Below are 15,837 nucleotides of genomic sequence, written 5' to 3' on the forward strand. Positions count from 1 at the left end.
AGGCCGCTGCGCCGAGTCGTGGTTGGCTTGCCCGACGGATCCGCTTGGCTGCAGGCGGCCCTGCCAACCAGCGGAGTTTGGGACACACTGGTGGCGTGAACGAAATCCGGTGGGTGCTGCACGTCGATCTGGATCAGTTCATAGCGGCGGTCGAGGTGCTCCGGCGGCCGGAGCTTGCGGGCAAACCGATCATCGTCGGCGGCCGGGGCGATCCCACGGAGCGGGCTGTCGTGTCGACGGCGTCCTATGAAGCCAGGGCGTTCGGGGTGGGTTCCGGGATGCCGCTCCGAATTGCGGCCCGAAAGGTGCCCGATGCGGTGATCCTGCCCGTCGATCACGAGGCATACCTCGCGGCATCCGACACCGTGATGGCCACCCTGCGCGATCAGCCCGGCGCTACCGTGCAGGTGTTGGGCTGGGACGAGGCCTTCCTGGGAGTAGGAACGCCCAATCCGGAGGACTACGCCCGGCGGGTGCAGGCCGCGGTTCTGGAGCGCACTCTCTTGCACTGCAGCGTGGGCATCGGCGACACCCTGGTGCGAGCCAAGGTCGCCACCGGGTTCGCCAAGCCGGCCGGCGTCTTCCGTCTCACGGCGGGCAACTGGCTCGACGTCATGGGCAGTCGGCCCACCCAAGACCTGTGGGGTGTGGGAGCCAAGGTGTCGGGCAGGCTGGCGAAACTCGGCATCACCACCGTCGCAGAACTTGCCGCCTCCGACCCCCAAGTCCTGGTTCCGGAGTTCGGGCCCAAGATGGGTCCGTGGTACGCGGAACTCGGCCGAGGGGATGGCGCGAGCGTGGTCGACGACACCCCGTGGGTCGCACGCGGGCATAGCCGGGAGACCACCTTCCAGCACGACCTGACCGACCCCGCCCAGGTGTCCGATGCTGTCATCGAACTGGCGGCGCGGGTTCTTGAGGACGTCCAGGCCGAAGGGCGGCCCGTGATCGGGCTGACCCTCAAGGTGCGTTATGCACCATTCGTCACGACGACCCGCGCCCGGAAAATACCCGCAACCTCCGACCAGAACGAAATCCGTGCCCGGGCGCTCGACCTCGCGGCGGAGATTGAGGCGGGCCGGCCGATCCGGCTCCTGGGCCTGCGGGCCGAGATGGCCATGCCCGACGACGCCCGACAGGGACACACGCCGACCCGCGGCGGCTGGTGACCGCGTCGGCCCGTCGGTCACGCCGGTCAGCGGGTGAGAGCTCCGGCAATGGTCTTGATCTGTGACAGCACCGCCTGCGCGTTGGCGCGCTCGAGGGTCTCGGGTCGAGCCAGGCAGTCGATGTAACGGCCCAGTTCGAGGCGGGCGAGCGGGCGAAGCACCAGTTGAGGGTGGTCGCGCAGGTCGGTCGTGTAGCGGGGCATCAGAGCGATGCAACCGCTCGCTTCGACAACGGAGGCGGCTACGGAGAACTCGTTGATCCGGTGCAGGATGCGCGCTTCACGGCCCCCGATTCCCGCAATCACCGAGAGAGCCTGCTTGAGCGGGAAGCCTTCGTGCACCGTGACCCAGGCCTCGTCGTGAAGGTCGGCCGGTTCGATCGCCCCTTTCGCAGCGAGGGGGTGGTCGCGTCGAACGGCGATATCCAGGGGCTCATACAGGAGCGGTTCCACCCGCACCGACCCCGGCCAGGGCGGGCTGCCGACCAGCCGGTGCGCGAGAACCAGATCATGGTCGGCGGTGAGAGGAGGAAAATCCTCCTGAGCCACGTCGAAATCGCTCAACTGCACGTCAGGCTGCTCCGGACTCGCACACGCGGCGATCAGCGGGCCGAAAACGGCCTGGCCCGCGCTGTGGAACGCAGCCACGGAAACCGTTCCCCACCGATCGTCCTGAAAGCGCGCCACAGCCTGGTGGGCGCGTTCGAGCGCGACGTCCACGTCGATCGCCGCTCTCGCCAGAGCGCGCCCCGCGTCGGTCAGCACGGTCCTCCGCCCGTCCTTGTAGGTCAGTGGCGCAGCGGAGTGCCGTTGCAACGCACTGATTTGTTGCGACACCGACGAGGGTGTGACGTAGAGCGCCGCTGCGACGGCAGCGATGCTGCCCCTGTCGCCCAACTCTCTCAATGCCCGAAGTTGACCCAATTCCATAAGTTCAAACTAAAGCATCCGGCACATAATCGCTTTCTTGTATTACGTTAGGTCCACCCCCACGATGGGAACATGCCCGCTCTCCTCAGTCGATTCCGCGTCGACTTGCTCCTGCTCCTGGTCGCCGCCACGTGGGGGTCGACCTACCTCGTGGCCAAGGAACTGGTCACGCCAGAATCCGTCGTGGCGCTTCTCGCCGTGCGGATGCTGCTCGCTGCGGCCCTGATGGCGGCAATCGTGGCCGCTGGGCGCGCCCGGATATCCGCGGCGGAACTGCGAGCGGGGGTGCTGCTCGGGATGATCTTGGCTGCCGTGTTCGCCTTCGAAACCTTCGGCATCGCGCACACCTCCGCGACCAATGCCGGACTCATCATCAGTTTGACGATCGTATTCACGCCGATCCTCGATTCCGCGCTCTCCGGGCGTCGGCTACCCGGCAGATTCTTCCTCGCCGCTGTGCTGGCCATAGCCGGGGTTGCCCTGCTGGCCAGCAGGGGCGCATTCCAGGCGCCGAGCCTCGGCGACCTGCTCGTCCTCGTGGCGGCGCTCGTTCGCGCCGTGCATGTCACCTCGATGTTCAGGCTCACCGGCAACGCCCCGATGAATTCGCTCCACCTCACCACGGTGCAACTAGCGACCTGCGCGCTCGTCTTCTCGGCAGCGTCACTGTTCTACGGCGAGTCGATTCCGCGGTTTGTTGCCCGTCTCGACCCCGGGAGCACGGTTCTGCTCCTCTACCTCGTCGTCGCGTGCACAGTCTTCGCGTTCCTCGTGCAGACCTGGGCGGTGCGGCGCACCTCGCCGTCGCGAGTGAGTCTGCTCCTGGGCACTGAACCCGTCTGGGCGGCGATCATCGGCATCACTGTCGCCCACGACTCCGTTACCTTCGCTGGCTACGTGGGGATCGCCCTGATCCTCGCCGGGACCGCGTGGGGCAGGTCAATCGAGCAACGACACCGCTCCGCCTCCACCGCCGAGCTATCTGGTGTCGGCGCTCTCCAGAGTGGCAGCCCAGCTTCCCAGCAGCTGTAGCGCGTCGGCCGAGCTGGACCCAGGTTCTGCGGTGTAGATGAGTAGGGATAGGCCGGGGTCGGCGACGAGCTCGGCGGCTTCGTAGACCAGGTGGAGGTCGCCGACGACCGGGTGCCGGAAGTGCTTCGTGCCCGTGCCATGATCGCGGACGTTGTGGGCGCCCCACCGCGTACGGAACTCCTGGCTGCGAGTGGCCAGTTCACCGACCAGGTCGTGCAAATCCTTGTCGTGGGGGTCCCGTCCCGCTTCCAGGCGCAGAATTCCAACGGTGATGTCGGCAGCGAGATCCCAGTTCGGGTGGAACGACTCTGAGTGCTCGCGGTCCAGGAAGGTGAATCTGGCCAGATTGGGCTGTGCGACTTCTCCGCGCCGCAGGCCGGGAACCCGGCGATTCGTGCCCGGCAGCAGGCCGACCTGCTCGGGCTTCACCTTGGCTCGACGCGAGGTCAGGAAGTCCTGCAGCTGCACCGTGCTCTCCATATCTTCGAGGTTAGCCGTGACGCCGTGAACCCGGCTCCGTCGGTGGTCAATCAGTACAGAACGGAGCCTGGGCCACATACGGCGCTTCGAGTGCCCGGACCTCGTCGTCGGTGAGCTGCAGTTCGAGGGCCGCCGCTGCGTCAGCAAGATGGTGCGGCTTCGTGGCACCGACGATGGGCGCACTCACGGTGGGCTTGCTGAGCACCCAGGCCAAGGCGATCTGCGCCATCGGCACGCCACGGTCGGCCGCGACCCGCTCGACGGCATCGATCACCGGGCCGTCAAAGTCAGTGTCGAACGCCTTCGCGACAGTGTCAGCGGCTGAACGGTCGGTGACGACATCGCGGGGCCTGGTCAGCCGGCCCTTGCCCTGCGGCGAATACGGGATGGCGCCGACACCCATATCGGCACACATCGGTAGCATCTCGCGTTCTTCCTCACGCTTGATCAGGTTGTACTGATCCTGCATCGACACGAAGCTGGTCCAGCCGTGAACGGCGGCGGCCGTCTGTAGCTTCGCGAACTGCCAGGCATACATTGATGACGCGCCGAGATAGCGCACCTTGCCCGCCCGAACGATGTCATGGAGGGCTTCCATCGTCTCCTCGACGGGCACGTCGCTGTCGAAACGGTGAATCTGGTAGAGGTCGATGTAGTCGGTGCCGAGGCGGCTGAGCGACGCATCCACCTGCTCGAGGATGGCCGCGCGGGAGAGGCCGGACCCTCCGGGACCAGCGTGCATCGTGCCGTTGACTTTGGTAGCCAGAACGATCTCTTCTCGGCGGGAGTATCGCCTGACGGCGCGACCCACGTATTCCTCCGACGAGCCGCCCTGGTACACATTCGCGGTGTCCCATAACGTGACGCCGAGTTCAGCCGCCTGCCGGAAGAACGGTGCTGCGGCTTCCTCGTCGAGGGTCCAGTTGTGCAAGCCGGCATGCGGGTCTCCGTAGCTCATGCAGCCGAGCCCGATTCGGCTCACGGTGAGCCCGCTTCGGCCAAGTCGGGTGTATTCCATGCTGTGCTCCTGTGTGTTCGCGTGGATTGTGTTCGCGTGGGTGTATTGCGGTTGTGAGCGACGGTACGCGACTGGCGAAAAACGAGGGAGTCCCTGTCGGGGAATGGCTCGGCTCACGGCTGCTGAGACCCGCGGAATCAGCGCCCTCGGGCTGCCCTCGCTCGTTCCTTGATGGCCATGATGACGTCAGTCTTGGCGTCGGCGTAGTCGTTCATGTCGTCCCACCGCTTGCTGAGCAGTCTCCTCTTGGTGTCCTCATAGAGGGCACGGTCCGTCGCATCGGAACGGAGATGGTCACGCAGGAGGAGGTACTCGTGCACGGCAGGATCGTCGTGTTCAAACAGGTGCACATGCACGTCGCGCGTTGGAGTGCGCACGAGGCGATGTCTCGGTTCGCGGACCCGCAGTTCATACCCGGCATCCAAGAGCGCATCGAGGTAGTCCTCTTCGGCGGTGATGTCGTCCACCGTGACCAGGATGTCGATGATCGGCTTCGCTGCCAGTCCGGGCACCGACGTGGAACCGATGTGCTCGATGCTGATTTTGCCCGTCGTGACAGCATCGCTGATGCGTCGCTGGTGTTCCAGATAGCTGCTCGCCCATCGTTTGTCATAGCTGTGAAGCTCGAGTTCGAGCGCCTCGGCTCCTCCGATCAACTCAAGGGTCGTGACATCGGGGCGCCGCGGCGTACGCATTCTGCTCATAGAGCCATTGTCGCAAGGGGGGCCAGCGAACCAGAAAGAGCGCACATGCCGGTCGTAACCATTCGCCGTCGGTCGTAACCGATCGCGGGTGGACTCCGTGAGTTGCTCGCTGCCAAGCGCTGGTCGAGCTTGTCGAGACCTCGCGAGCCGGCCTGCGGTCGTTTCGCCTGGGTCAGAACGGTGGGTCGTCGGGTACCGGTGGTGACGGGTGGCGTTCGGGTTGGTGCTTCGGTCTGAGGTAGCGGTCGTCGGCGGCTTGTTTCCGGGGTCGCTGTTCCGCGACTGGTGGTGCGGGTGGGGGTGGGGCGAGTTGGTTGGCGGGGTCGGTGCGGTAGCTGCGTTTGCCGGGTGAGGTCCAGAGCAGGATTCCGCCGGGTTCCTGGGTGACGGTCCATTGGGAGAGGTGTTTGAGCCGGTGGTGGGGTTCGCAGAGGTGGGCGAGGTTGTCGTGATCGGTCGGTCCGCCGTCGGCCCAATCAGTGGTGTGGTCGATGTCGGAGCGGATCGCGGGCCGGGAGCAGCCGGGGAACCGGCAGGTCTCATCCCGCATCCGCAACCAGGTTTTCATGGCTGTGGTGTTCTTGTACTGGGTGGTGCCCAGGGAGAGCACGACGCCGGTTTCGGGGTGGGTGAGCAGCCGGGTGAAGCCGGGCACGTCGCCGGCGATCCTGCGGGCCGCTTCGGGTGAGATCGGCCCGTAGCCTTCCAGGATCGCCGGTTCGTCGCTGCGGCCGAGGAGGGTGTCCGCGGTCACGGTGACCATCACCGTGCCGGTCACCCCGGTGCCGAGTCCGGTGCTGGTAATCCCGTCCAGGAGCAGGGCGGCGGTGACATCGGCCCGGAACTGGTCCAGGCCGCGTTTCTCCGCCTCCAGCGCCTCAACCGCTGACACCCCGGGTTCACCGAACGCATTCTGTGGTCCGTCGGCGGGTGGGGTGGGGTCGCCGATTTTCTTCAGGCTGGTGGCCATCGAGGTGATCCGGTCGAACGCGGCCGTGGTTTGTTCGGCGGTGCCGTACCAGTGCAGCCAGCCCATGCCGTCGTAGTCGGCCTCCCAGTACGTGCGCCGGCCGGCGACCGCGGTCTTGGCCCTAGTGACGAGGGATTCCGGGTGCAGTTTCTCCCGCAGTCGGCGGGCTTTCTCCCTAAACCGGCCGACGGGCATGGTCTTCGCGGCCGGCAGCAGTTGTTCTTCGAACGCAGCCTGGTCCTCGTCCGGCAGGGTGCGCACCTGGTCGACCATCGTGGTTGCGTGCCGGTAGCTGATCTCTCCCGCCGCCAACGCGTCGAAGGTCGCTGGGGCGTAGTAGTAGAGGAACTGGGCTTCGTCCATCCAACGGTCCACGGTGCGTTCGGCCACACGGGTCAGGCAGGCGAGCTCGCTGACGATAGTGCGCCGGGCGACCTCCTTGTCTTCCCAGCGGGCAAAAGCGGCGGCGCGGGCCTGCGCCACGGTCAACGGCGCATCCCGATCGGCGAGCACGGTGGCCGGGCTGGTGCCGTGGAGCTCCTGGGCGACACCTGCTTTCTCGCTCCAGGTTTGCAACTCCACCAGGCGTTCCACTTTGCGGGCTTGGGCCTGCGCGATGGCACGATCCTCGATCGCGACCAGTTCGGTTTTGCGGGCCAGTTCGGCCAGGACCCGGTCGTGCCGGGTGGGCTGCGGAGAGGGAACGTCATCGTCCGGAGCCGGCGGTGGTGCCACGGATGGGCTACTCATGATGAGATCGTCTCACCTACCACCGACACTGACGGGTTCGTCAGAGCCACCCCGCCCACAACATCCGCGACCCGTGAGAAAAGCACCGAAAACCCCGGAATTCTGGGGCTTAGGTCACGGCTCGCGGGCCCCTGGTGCGTGGCGGGAAGCGGGGGAGATGGCTAAGTTGGGCCCATGGCTAGCGAAGCGACCGAAATCACTGTGCCCGGCCCACAGGGCGACAGGGTCATGCGTGTCTCCAGCCCGAGCCGGGTGCTCTGGCCAGACGACGGCATCACCAAGCTCGACCTGGTGAACTACCTGGTCGAGGTGGGGGAGGCGTTCGTCGCGGCGAACGGCGACCGTCCGGTCTCGCTGCAGAGATTTCCCGGCGGCATCGACGGTGAACAGTTCTTCTCCAAGAACCCGCCGAAGGGCGCACCGGAGTTCGTGCGGGCGGTGCCGGTCGTGTATCCGAGCGGGCGCACACATCCGCAGCTCGTGATCGACGAACCCGCCGGCGCGGTCTGGGCCGCGCAAATGAACACGGTCGTGTTCCACCCGTGGCCGTCCAGAGCCGAGAACACCGACAATCCCGACCAGCTGCGCATCGACCTCGACCCGCAACCCGGCACCGACTTCGACGACGCCATCCCTGTTGCCCTCGAGCTGCGCACAGTGCTGGCGGAGGCCGGCCTCACGGCGTTCATCAAGACGTCCGGCAACCGGGGGCTGCACGTGTTCGCGCCCATCGAGCCGACCCGCGAGTTCCAGGTCGTGCGGCACGCGGTGATCGGTGCCGCCCGCGAACTGGAACGTCGCCTGCCCGACACCGTCACCACCAACTGGTGGAAGGAAGAACGCGGCAGCCGCATCTTCGTGGACTTCAACCAGGCCAACCGCGACCGCACCATGGCGGGTGCCTACAGCCCGCGAGCGCTGGCGCACGCCTCCGTGTCGTGCCCGATCGGCTGGGATGAGCTGGAGAACACCGACCCGAAGGCGCACACGATCCTCACCGTGCCTGAGCGGCTGCGCACCACGGGCGATCCCTGGGCCGACATGCACGCGCACCCCGGTCGGATCGACACGCTGCTGGAGTGGTGGGAACGCGACCTGGCCGCGGGCCTCGGCGAGCTGCCGTTCCCGCCCGACTACCCCAAGATGCCGGGGGAGCCCCCGCGGGTGCAACCCAGCCGGGCTCGCCACGACACGTAGCCCCACGCCTGTAAGACGGCGAGCGAGCGGATGCACTCGGCCGCCCCGCAGGAACGTTTGTGCCGGTCAGGGCACACGTCTCCGCCGCGCGGGGGATGCCGGGCGGCCGAATGCTGGCTAGCGTGGTGGGTATGACCGCAGCGAACCAGAGCGCACAAAACCAGAGCATCCCGAACCACAGCATCCCGCACGAGAGCCCGGCGAAGTCGGCTGCGGAGCCGGTGCGCCCGACCTCACCCGGGCCGGCGTCGACGTCGACGCCGGCCCGGGTGCCGTGGACGGCCGTGGTGGTCTTCGTCGTGCTGGCCTGCGGGCTGGCCTGGCTCGTCTCCCTGCCGCTGTGGTTCGACGGCGGTCTGGCCAACCCGCTCGCGGCCCTGCTGCTGCCCGTGATCATGTTCACCCCCGGCGTGGCGGCCCTCTTCGTGGTGTTCATGGTGCAGCGCCCGCGCCCGCAACCGATCTCGGAGTACCTCGGGCTCTGGCCGCTGCGCCCGCTGGGTCGCATCATCTGGATGACCGTGTTCGGCATCATCGGCAGCGCCCTGCTGGTCATCGTGGGCGTCTTCCTGGCCGCAGCCCTGGGCCTGGTGCAGCTCGACCTGGTCACCTTCTCCGGCTTCGCGCAGGTGCTCCAGGCCGCCAGCCCGATCGAATCACCCGTACCCGTCGGCGTGATCGTGCTGCTGCAGGTGCTCACGATTCCCATTGGAGCGCTCTTCAACGGCATCTTCGCCCTGGGGGAAGAGCTCGGTTGGCGCGGCTGGCTGTTGCCGAGCCTGCGTCCGCTCGGCACCTGGCCCGCCCTGCTCATCTCCGGCGCGGTCTGGGGCTTCTGGCACAGCCCGCTCATCCTGCTCGGCTACAACTTCGGCCAGGCCAACCTGCTGGGCGTCGCCATGATGATCGGCGGATGCGTGTTCTACGGCGTGCTGATCGGCTGGTTGCGGCTGCGTACGGCATCGATCTGGCCGGCTGTCTTCGCGCACGGCGCGTTCAACGCGGCAGCAGGGTTCCTCCTGCTGGTCGTGGCCGCCAACAGCACCGCTGACCCCGTGGCCACCGGCCCGCTCGGCTGGGTGGGCTGGATCGTGATGGCGGTCGTGATCGGGGTACTCGTGCTCACCGGCCAGTTCAGGATCCAGCCGGCCCTGCAGCGACGTACCGCTGCCGCAGCCAGTCAGCCCTCCCCGGTTACGCCGGAGTCGAACCGCCCGGCGTAAGCACGATCGCCACGCTGGCGGCCGCACTACCGGGGCCGTGGGCGGCCGCGCGTACCGCGGTGAACTGCTCGCCGTACTTCGCCAGCAGCACCTCGTCGAGCCTGGCGAGAGTCGCCGCGTCCGTGGCCACCGTGGCGTGGGCCGTCACAGCCAAGGCGCCGTCGAGAATGTCACCGCGCATCGAGCAGGCCGTGAGCTCCACCCGGGCGGTGTGCCCGATGCGCTTGACCTTGCCCGACGTGCCGCCTGTGGTCACGAGCAACCTGTCACCGTCGCGGGCCACCCACACCGGGGTGCCCACCGCGATCCCGGTCGTGCGGAAGGTGGAGAGCAGAACGAAGGCCTCGTCGCCGAGCGCGAGCAGCGGATGCACGCTCATCGGGTGCGCTCGTAACTCACGAAGCGATAGCGCAGTCCGGTGCGCGAGACCAGCCACTCAGTGGCAGCGGCTTGGCCGAACTCGGTGTCGATCGGGGGAGCGACGGTGTCGCCGGTTGCGTCGAGGTCGACCTCGGTGATCTCCAGGTGATCGGCCAACGGCAGGGCCTGCCGGTAGATCTCGCCGCCGCCGATGACCCAGGCGGAGACACCCTCGGCCACGTTCGCCAGCGCCTCTGGCAGCGAGTGGGCGACAACGGCCCCGTCGGCGGTCCAGTCGGCCTGCCGGGTGACCACGATGTTGTCTCGGTCGACGAGCGGGCGGAACCGCTCCGGCAGGGAATCCCAGGTGCGGCGACCCATGATCACGGCGCCGCCGAGGGTGAGTTCCTTGAACCGGGCGAGGTCTTCCGGCAGTCGCCACGGGATGGTGCCGGCATCGCCGATGACGCCGTTCACGGCCTGTGCCCAGATCAGCCCGATGCGGGCATCCGGCCGGGTCTCGGTCGCCGCGACGACGTCAGACGGCAACGGGAGCCTTGATGGCGGGGTGGTGCACGTAGTCCACGACCTCGAGGTCGCCGAACTCGTAGTCGAAGATGCTCTCCCGGTCGGCGGTGATCTTCAGCGTCGGCGCCGGGAACGGCGTGCGGCTGAGCTGCTCGGTGACCTGCTCGAGGTGGTTGGAGTAGATGTGGCAATCTCCGCCGGTCCAGATGAAGTCGCCCACCTCCAGTCCGGTTTGGGCGGCCACGAGGTGCGTGAGCAACGCGTAGCTGGCGATGTTGAACGGCACCCCCAGGAAGAGGTCGGCGCTGCGCTGGTAGAGCTGGCAGGAGAGCTTGCCGTCGGCGACGTAGAACTGGAACAGGGCGTGGCACGGGGCCAGGGCCATCTCGGGGATGTCGGCGACGTTCCAGGCCGACACGATGATGCGGCGGGAGTCCGGGTTGGCCTTGAGGGTCTCGATCACCTGGGCGATCTGGTCGATGTGGCCGCCGTTCGGGGTGGGCCAGGATCGCCACTGCACGCCGTAGACCGGGCCGAGTTCGCCCTGCTCGTCGGCCCATTCGTTCCAGATGCGCACGCCGTGCTCCTGCAACCAGCCCACGTTGCTCTCGCCGCGCAGGAACCACAGCAGCTCATAGGCCACCGACGGGAAATGCACCCGCTTGGTGGTGATGAGCGGGAAGCCCTCACTCAGGTCGAAGCGCAGCTGGGCGCCGAACACGCTCAGGGTGCCGGTGCCGGTACGGTCGGCCTTGTTCGCGCCGGTTTCCAGAACCAGCCGGAGCAGGTCCTCATACGGAGTGGCGATGCTGCTGGCCTCGGATGCGCTGGTGTCAGGCTGACTGTTCATTGGCTCAAATCTACCCGGTGCGCAGCACGATTAAGGTGTTGCTGCGGGTCTGGCCGTCATATCCGTAATACCCGCCCGCATCCTCGGTAGCATGGGCCCGTGAAGCCCTTTCTGCTGCTCGCGACCCGGTCTGAGGACGAGGCCGCCGACGACGAGTACAACGGCTTCCTTGCCGCGGGCGGGCTGCGGCCCGAACAGCTGCACCGGGTGCGCCTCGAAGCCGGCCCGATGCCCCCGATCGCCCTCGACGACTACTCCGGCGTGATCGTCGGCGGCAGCCCGTTCAATGCCAGTGACGCCGCAGAGACCAAGTCGGCTGTTCAGCGGCGGGTCGAGGGGGAACTCGACGGCCTGCTCGCCGATGTGGTGGCGCGAGACTACCCGTTCCTCGGCGCCTGCTACGGCATCGGCCTGCTCACCAGCTACCTCGACGGTGTCGTCGACGATACCTGGTCGGAGGCGGCCGGACCCATCGAGGTGAGCCTCACCGCCGACGGCGAGGCCGATCAGCTCTTCGGTCGCGTGGCGCCCCGCTTCGAAGCGTTCGTGGGCCACAAGGAGGCCTGCACGGCGCTGCCGACCGGAGCGGTGTTGCTGGCCACGGGGGAGAACTGCCCGGTGCAGGCCTTCCGGGTGGGCCAGAACGTCTACGCCACGCAATTCCATCCCGAACTGACCCAGGCCGGCATCCTCACCCGGCTGCGCGTCTACCACGACAACGGCTACTTCGAACCGGATGCCTACGACGACGTCATCGCCGCGATCGACGCGTCCACGGTCACCGAGCCGGCCACCATCATGAAGGCCTTCGTGCAGCGGTTCGGCACGGACTGACGGCACGCCTGAGTCGACGCCGGCCGGGTCACTCCGCTGCGGTGAGGTACGCCGCGATCGTGTCGGATTCCTCCTGGAGGGTGTCTTCCGGCACGAGATCGCTCGCCTGGTCGGTCAGCAGGGCGGTCCACCGGTCGAGCACGTCCTGGGCGTCGCCGCTGTCGTAAAGGCTGGCGGTGAGGGTGGTCGTGGCCGTGTCGACGAGCGCGGAGAAGGTGCTGTCGGCCAGGAACCGGGTGGCCAGGATGTTGTCGCCCCCGCCGGGACCGCCGTCTGGTGCTGCGCCGTCTGGTGCAGCGCCATCTGGTGCTTCCCCGTCGGGCGCGGTCGCACCGTCCGGCGGGGCGCCGCGATCGCCACCGTCTCCGCCGAAGCCGCCGCCCATCCCGCCATTCATGCCGCCGAAGGAGAGGTTGGCGTCCCAGGCCACAACCGTCATCAGCCCGGTCTCGCTGTCGTAGCGCAGGTAGGAATTATTGCCGGGGCCATCGATGTCGTCGGTGTTCGCGGTGAGGTCCTGCATGGCCAGATAAGTGGCGAACGAGTCCACGTCGAGGTGATCACCGAGGTCGGCGGCGAAGGTCGCGTCGTCGGAATTGTTGATGAAGTCGAGGAAGTCGATCAGCGGGGTGAGGTCGTCGTCGCCGGTCTTCTGGTCGAAGACGTCGGTGTACTCCGCGGGATCGTCGCCCCGATAGCTGTAGTCGCCGCCGGAGTCGGCCTTGTACGTAGAGCCGCCGGCCTCGAAGGCGTCGTCGTTCCAGGCGTCGTCGTCGATGCTCTCCATCACCAGCCGCAGCGCATCGTCGCCGCCGTTCACGCTCAACCGCACCGCGGCCGACTTCTCGGTGGCGAGTCCGCTCAGACCGATGAGCTCGAGTGCCACTGCCTCGTTGAGCGAGGATTCGCTGGTATTGCCCCGCACGATGAATTCGGTGCGGTCCTGATAGGACTGATCGGTGACGTACTTGTCGAGCCGGATGAGCCAGGGCAGCGTCTCGGGGTCGTCGGTGTTCACCGAGCCGTCGCCCGAGTCCGGGGCAGCCGGCGCCCCGGTGTCTGCTCCGTCGTCGTCGGTGTCGGCCGTCGAGTCGCTTCCGATGCCGCGCAGGCTGGAGTTGCCCTTCAGCCGCAGTCCGACCTGCTCGAAGACCGTGCCGTCGATGGTGACCGTCGCCGAGATCCAGCCTTTGTCGCCGGTCTCGCTGTAGGCGTCGAGCATCGCCTGGTAGTCATCGTCGTCGAAGTCGATGGTGATGGAATGCACCAGGCTGGTGTCGTAGAAGTCCGAGTCGAGCAGCGCAGCGGCCTGCTCGGCGGTCAGCGATGACGAGGTCGTGGCTCCGGTGGCTCCGGTGGCGTCGCAGGCGGTCAGCCCGGCCAGCGCGAGGGCGCCGATCGCGAGGGCGGCGACGGGGCGCATCCGGCTGCGCGGCCGGAAGATGTCACGTCGGGAACTCTCACGTCGGGACCTGTCGCGTGGGTTCGGTAGCTGGGGCACTGGGCACCTTCCGGTAGGGAGTGATCCAGTGCACCAGCACCGCCTATGGGGCGGCTATGGGCGGCTCGTGCATCCGCTGAACGGATGCGCCGCGCCGGCTACAACAGCTTGCGTGCCGTGGCCCAGGCGGTGAGTTCGTGCCGACTGGAGAGCTGCAGCTTGCGCAGTACCGCCGACACGTGCGTCTCCACGGTCTTGGGGGAGATGAAGAGCGCCGTCGCCACCTCCTTGTAGGCATAGCCGCGGGCGATCAGGCGCATCACTTCCTGCTCCCGGGCGGAGAGCCTGTCAAGCTCGTCACTGGTGGAGGCGGTCTCGCCGGCGACGGCTCCGAATGCGTCGAGCACGAACCCGGCCAAGCGCGGCGAGAAAACGGCGTCACCGCCGGCGACCCGGCGGGCGGCGTCGGAGACCTCGGCGCCCGACGAGCTCTTGGTGATGTAGCCGCGGGCACCGGCCCGGATGACACTGACCACGTCATCAGCCGCATCCGACACGCTCAACGCCAGGAACAGAGTCGCCGGAGCCTGGGGTGCGGCGGCGCGGATTACCTCGGCGCCGCCACCGCCGATGCCACCGGGCAGGTGCACGTCGAGCAGTACCACCCGGGGCTGGGTGGCGATCACCACGGCCACGGCCTCATCGACAGTGGCGGCTTCGCCGAGCACCAGCAGAGCCGGGTCGAGCTCTGAGCGCAGGCCCGACCGGAAAATGGAGTGGTCGTCGACGATCACGATGGTCAGCGGCGGATTGGCGTTCTGCGCTGCACTCTGGGTGCCGGGATCGGTCATGGGGTGTCTTCCTGAACGTCGAGGGGGAGGGTCAACCGGATCTCGGTGCCGGTGCCGCCGGGGCCGGACTGCACTGTCGCCGTGCCACCGGCGCGCTGCATCCGCCCCAGAATGGACTCCCGCACGCCCATGCGGTCAGCGGGGATGTCGCTGAGCGTGAACCCGGGACCGCGGTCGGTGATGCTCACTTCGATGGCGGTGGGGGAGCTTTCCAGGTAGACCGACACGCGCCCGCCGGCGTGCCGGGCGGCGTTGAGCATTGCTTCGCGGCTGGCGGCGAGCAGGGCCTCCGGCACGTCGCGATCGACGGATCCGACCGCGACCACATCCACGTGCACCGCGAAGTCGCGCTCAACGATGGTGGCCACCCGGCGCAGTTCGGTGGAGAGGTCGACCCGGCCCGTCGTGGCGCCGGTGAACAACCATTCCCGCAGGTCGCGTTCCTGCGCACGGGCGAGCCTGGCGGCATCCGAGTGCGGGCCGGCTTTCTGTTGGATGAGCGCGAGGGTCTGCAGCACAGAGTCGTGCAGGTGTGCGGCCATCTCGGCGCGTTCGCCCGCTCGTTCCCGTGCCGCTCGCTCGTCGGAGAGGTCACGGGTGAGCCGCACGGCCCACGGCGCCACCACCACAGCCACCCCGATCAGCACCGACACCGCCGCAACTACGACGGTCCAGACGTTGGGGTTCTCGCTGGTGACGAAGAAGAGCAGGATGCCCAGCGCCACCAGAACGAGCGCGCCGAGGGCACGCACCAGCATGCCGGAACTGCGCGGGCCGGCGCCGCTGCGCAGTTCGGCGAACTGCCGCCAGGCCAGACCGGTGCCGGCCAGGGCCACGATCGCGGGGATGATCGCGTCCAGCGGAAGGTCGGCGCCGAGCCGGTTGGCGATCAGCGCGCCGGCCGTGGCCACCAGGGCGAGGCCCAGGAAGATCTCGGTGACGGGCGCTCGGTGGAACTCCTCGGTCTCGAGGGCGGCGGCGGTCTCGTCTGCCGGCTCCGGGCTGGTCGCGGCATGGGCCGTGAGGCCGGAGGTGGGGCCGGCACTGCCCGGAGTGAACGGGGCTGCCACCGTGGGAATGGAGCCGGTGAGGGTGGGGCCTCCGGTCGCGGTGCGGCCGGAGCCCAGTAACACAGCCTTGGGCAGTTGCTCCGGTCGGCCGTCGAAGCCGAGCCGCGCATCCGCCGCTTCGTCGGGGGTGGTCGCCCACAACCAGCCGTAGAGCAGCGCACCGGCGCCGCCGCAGAGTGCCAACACGAATGTCACCGTGCGCACGAACGTCACCGGCAGGCCGGTGTGCCGGGCGAAACCCGCGCACACGCCAGCCACTATGCGCAGGCGTGGCCGAGTGAGTCGCCCGGTAATGCGGGCTTCGGTGGCGCGCGTTTCGGTCACCTGTTCATCCAATCACCTACGGTCTTGCCGGGTGCACCCCGAAGCGCATCCTCAGGGTGCAATCAGGGACTTCCCCCATGGCCGACCACGGCAGGGGAGCAGCAAGA

Annotated in this window: 16 protein-coding genes; 5 read left to right on the forward strand and 11 right to left on the reverse strand. The window is 67.8% G+C overall.

Annotated elements, in window-relative coordinates:
• Nucleotides 1-95 precede the first annotated feature (95 nt).
• A complete protein-coding gene (locus CTB96_RS11075; RefSeq protein ID WP_486601894.1) occupies nt 96-1,169 on the forward strand; it encodes a DNA polymerase IV in 1,074 nt (357 codons plus the stop codon).
• A 26-nt stretch (nt 1,170-1,195) separates the two neighbouring features.
• On the opposite strand, the gene CTB96_RS11080 is transcribed toward CTB96_RS11075, so the two are convergent.
• Nucleotides 1,196-2,098 (reverse strand): LysR family transcriptional regulator, encoded by a 903-nt coding sequence (locus CTB96_RS11080; RefSeq protein ID WP_110126969.1) that lies wholly within the window; start codon nt 2,096-2,098, stop codon nt 1,196-1,198.
• Between the two features lie 72 nt (nt 2,099-2,170).
• Between CTB96_RS11080 and CTB96_RS11085 the strand changes: the two genes are divergently transcribed.
• Nucleotides 2,171-3,130 (forward strand): DMT family transporter, encoded by a 960-nt coding sequence (locus tag CTB96_RS11085; RefSeq protein ID WP_110126970.1) that lies wholly within the window; start codon nt 2,171-2,173, stop codon nt 3,128-3,130.
• Here CTB96_RS11085 and CTB96_RS11090 read toward each other — a convergent pair.
• The 4 genes from CTB96_RS11090 to CTB96_RS11105 all read right to left on the reverse strand — a co-directional run bounded on the left by CTB96_RS11090 (nt 3,077) and on the right by CTB96_RS11105 (nt 7,052).
• On the reverse strand, nt 3,077-3,610 hold the full coding sequence (locus CTB96_RS11090) for an MmyB family transcriptional regulator (protein ID WP_110126971.1): 534 nt from the start codon (nt 3,608-3,610) through the stop codon (nt 3,077-3,079). The two genes, CTB96_RS11085 and CTB96_RS11090, sit on opposite strands and share 54 nt — an antisense overlap.
• A 46-nt stretch (nt 3,611-3,656) precedes the next feature.
• Nucleotides 3,657-4,628 carry an aldo/keto reductase gene (locus CTB96_RS11095; RefSeq protein ID WP_110126972.1) on the reverse strand — a complete coding sequence of 324 codons (972 nt, stop codon included), beginning with the start codon at nt 4,626-4,628 and terminating at the stop codon, nt 3,657-3,659.
• Between the two features lie 137 nt (nt 4,629-4,765).
• The gene (locus tag CTB96_RS11100) at nt 4,766-5,332 is read right to left on the reverse strand and encodes a GrpB family protein (protein ID WP_181397235.1); all 567 of its coding nucleotides are present in this window, start codon (nt 5,330-5,332) and stop codon (nt 4,766-4,768) included.
• Nucleotides 5,333-5,504: 172 nt separating this feature from the next.
• Nucleotides 5,505-7,052 carry an HNH endonuclease signature motif containing protein gene (locus CTB96_RS11105; RefSeq protein WP_110126974.1) on the reverse strand — a complete coding sequence of 516 codons (1,548 nt, stop codon included), beginning with the start codon at nt 7,050-7,052 and terminating at the stop codon, nt 5,505-5,507.
• A 174-nt stretch (nt 7,053-7,226) separates the two neighbouring features.
• Here CTB96_RS11105 and ligD point away from each other — a divergent pair, with 174 nt between their 5' ends.
• Together ligD and CTB96_RS11115 are read left to right on the forward strand one after the other, a co-directional pair.
• The gene (ligD, locus tag CTB96_RS11110; RefSeq protein WP_110126975.1) at nt 7,227-8,249 is read left to right on the forward strand and encodes a non-homologous end-joining DNA ligase; all 1,023 of its coding nucleotides are present in this window, start codon (nt 7,227-7,229) and stop codon (nt 8,247-8,249) included.
• A 131-nt stretch (nt 8,250-8,380) separates the two neighbouring features.
• Nucleotides 8,381-9,472 (forward strand): CPBP family intramembrane glutamic endopeptidase, encoded by a 1,092-nt coding sequence (locus tag CTB96_RS11115; protein WP_110126976.1) that lies wholly within the window; start codon nt 8,381-8,383, stop codon nt 9,470-9,472.
• On the opposite strand, the gene CTB96_RS11120 is transcribed toward CTB96_RS11115, so the two are convergent.
• From CTB96_RS11120 to CTB96_RS11130, 3 genes are read right to left on the reverse strand one after another with little or no spacing between them, the layout of a single operon-like run.
• Complete coding sequence (locus CTB96_RS11120; protein WP_110126977.1) at nt 9,444-9,851, reverse strand: PPOX class F420-dependent oxidoreductase; 408 nt, start codon at nt 9,849-9,851, stop codon at nt 9,444-9,446. The genes CTB96_RS11115 and CTB96_RS11120 overlap by 29 nt on opposite strands.
• Nucleotides 9,848-10,381, reverse strand: coding sequence for a dihydrofolate reductase (locus CTB96_RS11125; protein ID WP_110126978.1), 534 nt, complete (start codon nt 10,379-10,381; stop codon nt 9,848-9,850). The genes CTB96_RS11120 and CTB96_RS11125 overlap by 4 nt, the downstream gene beginning before the upstream one ends.
• Nucleotides 10,371-11,210 (reverse strand): thymidylate synthase, encoded by an 840-nt coding sequence (locus CTB96_RS11130; RefSeq protein WP_110126979.1) that lies wholly within the window; start codon nt 11,208-11,210, stop codon nt 10,371-10,373. The genes CTB96_RS11125 and CTB96_RS11130 overlap by 11 nt, the downstream gene beginning before the upstream one ends.
• Nucleotides 11,211-11,309: 99 nt before the next feature.
• On the opposite strand from CTB96_RS11130, the gene CTB96_RS11135 reads away from it, so the two are divergent.
• Nucleotides 11,310-12,044, forward strand: a complete 735-nt coding sequence (locus CTB96_RS11135; protein ID WP_110126980.1) for a glutamine amidotransferase — start codon at nt 11,310-11,312, stop codon at nt 12,042-12,044.
• Between the two features lie 28 nt (nt 12,045-12,072).
• On the opposite strand, the gene CTB96_RS11140 is transcribed toward CTB96_RS11135, so the two are convergent.
• From CTB96_RS11140 to CTB96_RS20920, 3 genes are all read right to left on the reverse strand, one after another.
• Complete coding sequence (locus CTB96_RS11140; RefSeq protein WP_146215801.1) at nt 12,073-13,545, reverse strand: CotH kinase family protein; 1,473 nt, start codon at nt 13,543-13,545, stop codon at nt 12,073-12,075.
• A 98-nt stretch (nt 13,546-13,643) separates the two neighbouring features.
• Nucleotides 13,644-14,336, reverse strand: coding sequence for a LuxR C-terminal-related transcriptional regulator (locus tag CTB96_RS11145; protein WP_110126982.1), 693 nt, complete (start codon nt 14,334-14,336; stop codon nt 13,644-13,646).
• A complete protein-coding gene (locus tag CTB96_RS20920) occupies nt 14,333-15,730 on the reverse strand; it encodes an ATP-binding protein (protein WP_282433135.1) in 1,398 nt (465 codons plus the stop codon). Before CTB96_RS20920 ends, CTB96_RS11145 begins: the two co-directional genes overlap by 4 nt.
• Nucleotides 15,731-15,837 lie beyond the last annotated feature (107 nt).

The organism is Cryobacterium arcticum (assembly GCF_003185895.1).
In the GTDB taxonomy this organism is placed as follows: domain Bacteria; phylum Actinomycetota; class Actinomycetes; order Actinomycetales; family Microbacteriaceae; genus Cryobacterium; species Cryobacterium arcticum.

Excerpts from the sequence above, each read along its gene's own strand:
- CTB96_RS11080 (WP_110126969.1), bottom strand. The coding sequence starts at position 2,098 with ATGGAATTGGGTCAACTTCGGGCATTGAGAGAGTTGGGCGACAGGGGC.
- CTB96_RS11085 (WP_110126970.1), top strand. The coding sequence starts at position 2,171 with ATGCCCGCTCTCCTCAGTCGATTCCGCGTCGACTTGCTCCTGCTCCTG.
- CTB96_RS11090 (WP_110126971.1), bottom strand. The coding sequence starts at position 3,610 with ATGGAGAGCACGGTGCAGCTGCAGGACTTCCTGACCTCGCGTCGAGCC.
- CTB96_RS11095 (WP_110126972.1), bottom strand. The coding sequence starts at position 4,628 with ATGGAATACACCCGACTTGGCCGAAGCGGGCTCACCGTGAGCCGAATC.
- CTB96_RS11100 (WP_181397235.1), bottom strand. The coding sequence starts at position 5,332 with ATGAGCAGAATGCGTACGCCGCGGCGCCCCGATGTCACGACCCTTGAG.
- CTB96_RS11105 (WP_110126974.1), bottom strand. The coding sequence starts at position 7,052 with ATGAGTAGCCCATCCGTGGCACCACCGCCGGCTCCGGACGATGACGTT.
- ligD (WP_110126975.1), top strand. The coding sequence starts at position 7,227 with ATGGCTAGCGAAGCGACCGAAATCACTGTGCCCGGCCCACAGGGCGAC.
- CTB96_RS11115 (WP_110126976.1), top strand. The coding sequence starts at position 8,381 with ATGACCGCAGCGAACCAGAGCGCACAAAACCAGAGCATCCCGAACCAC.
- CTB96_RS11120 (WP_110126977.1), bottom strand. The coding sequence starts at position 9,851 with ATGAGCGTGCATCCGCTGCTCGCGCTCGGCGACGAGGCCTTCGTTCTG.
- CTB96_RS11130 (WP_110126979.1), bottom strand. The coding sequence starts at position 11,210 with ATGAACAGTCAGCCTGACACCAGCGCATCCGAGGCCAGCAGCATCGCC.
- CTB96_RS11145 (WP_110126982.1), bottom strand. The coding sequence starts at position 14,336 with ATGACCGATCCCGGCACCCAGAGTGCAGCGCAGAACGCCAATCCGCCG.